Annotated in this window: 2 protein-coding genes; both read left to right on the forward strand. The window is 61.8% G+C overall.

Annotated elements, in window-relative coordinates:
- Positions 1 to 411: 411 nt before the first annotated feature.
- Positions 412 to 1,266 (forward strand): DUF1266 domain-containing protein, encoded by an 855-nt coding sequence (locus Q319_RS0123300; RefSeq protein WP_029484765.1) that lies wholly within the window; start codon positions 412 to 414, stop codon positions 1,264 to 1,266.
- Between the two features lie 541 nt (positions 1,267 to 1,807).
- A partial coding sequence (locus tag Q319_RS27720; protein ID WP_162178709.1) for a helix-turn-helix domain-containing protein occupies positions 1,808 to 2,061 on the forward strand: 254 nt, incomplete at its 3' end.

A 2,061-nucleotide genomic window follows, 5' to 3' on the forward strand; every position in this document is an offset into this window, starting at 1 on the left:
CTTGCCGCAATATTTGGCGGGCGCATCATGGCCCGCTTGCAGCCCCTGACCATTGTGCATGTCAACCATCGCAAAAACTTCCGTACATCTAAGGGCATCAAAACCTTGTGGTGACTTGACTACGTCCACCAGCCCGACCTGAAGAACTACGGGGAGGGCCTGTGCGCGCTGGGACGGGGTACGCACGGCTGGTTAGACGGGAATCCAGATGCCCCCGTCTTGACGCTAGCGCTACACGACTGTGCGGCCCACAACGGCCAAGGCTGGTAGATCAAACAGCGGACATAGCTTTCCCACTATGCAGCCCCTTGGAGGACGATTCACGGGCCCTCCCCCACCCGGAAGCAAAGTACCGTTGTGCCCTCCTTATTCCGTCACAGGCCCCCACAGCTCTGACGATATGCTGCGCGCGTGACCCTATGGCAACTGGTAATTCCCATCGTGGTGGGCATCGTTCTGGCGTTCATCTGGTGGGCAGGCAAGGCGATGCTTGAAGGCGCACGCGAGGGCATTCAGGAGGCCAACGAGGAACTGGCCCAGGAAAAGACCGAGCGTGAGGCGCAGCAGGCCGAACAGATGGCAGCCCGCCAACAGGTGGTGCAAACGGCGGCCCTGTCTCTCAGTGAAGCTGAGCGCTTTGCCCTGAATTTGCGCGCTCCATTCGCTCAGCTTTGGATTCAAATTTTTGAGAATGCCGCCGTGGGCCGCCCATTGGAGTACTTCTACCAGTTCACGCCGCCAGCGGGAAAGGAAGACGAACTGCGCCAGTCCCTGGTGGAGGGCTGGGACATCACCGATCACACCTCAGCGCTGTCCAGTCTGGCCTGGCTGCTGGACAGCGGCCACCGCGCCCCCTATCAAGCGGTGCGTCAGCAGTTGCAGTCGGAGGATAGGAAGGGGGACCTCAACAAGCGCCTGGCCGCCGTGGTGCGCAAGTGGGAAAGTGAGGTGGGCGAGGTGGGTGGACTGGCCTTTGATCTAGCGCGGGCGGCGGACATCGCTGCGCAGGGCGTGGCGCTGGGATATCTGAGTGAAGCGCAGGGCTGGCGGGTGCTGGGACAGTGCGGTCAGATGGCGCGGGACGCGGCCTTCCGGGACTGGGCACACTATGGGCAGAGTTTCAGGGCGGGAGCGGAGTTCTGGAAGTCAGGGGGGATCATTGAGGGGGTCAGAAACAAGGGCTATGCCCAGACGGTGCGGTGGCTCCTTGAAGATGCGGACAGCCCCTGGCTGCGGGACCCCTGGCCCACAACAGGCCGTTTGTAAGAACGACACGACGCCCCCGAGGTGGACACGCTTGAGGCGCATTCGCCACTGCACTAAAATCGGCGTTCTCTCCCTCCTGGTGGGCTGAAGGTCAAGCCATGCGGTAAGCGATTGGGCCTTGAGGGGAAACAGCGAAAACATCGGGGGAACACTCCCGCCCTTTAGCTTGCTGGCGGCAACGCTCCAGCGTTCAATTTTCTCGGCACACTTACCGCTCCATTTCCCCCAACTTCAGAGAAACAGTCTCCCCCAGCACCTGGCCGAGGCTTCTGTCTTGAGGTTTTTTCGGGTCTAGACGCCTGCGCAGGGGGATGACTCCATCCCCCTGGTTTTCGCCCACCAGGACGACAAATCGCCCCAAAATATTTCAGGGTGAAGGTGCGCCGTCCCATCCCCCTGGGGATGACCCATGGCCTTTCCCAACCAGATTGGGTGAAGTCATACACTCTTGATTTGACCCTGAGAAAGGGTCAAATCACCCCCCCTCGTCCTGTTGCCTCTGGGCCGCGTTTCACCCCGCATGGGGAATTACGGTGAAGGCATGAGACTTTCAACGCAGACCCCATCCACCCCTCGCCTCCGCACCACGCGCACCGCCCAGGCCCAGCCCCCCAGAGCCACAGGCGAACCCACAGGCATCATCGTCTGTGTCCTAAGTGAAGTGATGGGCCGGCACCGCGTGAGCCAGACCGCTTTGGCTCAGGCCACTGGCCTCCGGCCCGCCACCATCCACGCCCTGTACCACGACCGCACCAGCTCGGTGACCTGGGACGTGCTCGCGCGCCTGCTGATGGG

The organism is Deinococcus marmoris DSM 12784 (genome assembly GCF_000701405.1).
GTDB classification, from domain to species: domain Bacteria; phylum Deinococcota; class Deinococci; order Deinococcales; family Deinococcaceae; genus Deinococcus; species Deinococcus marmoris.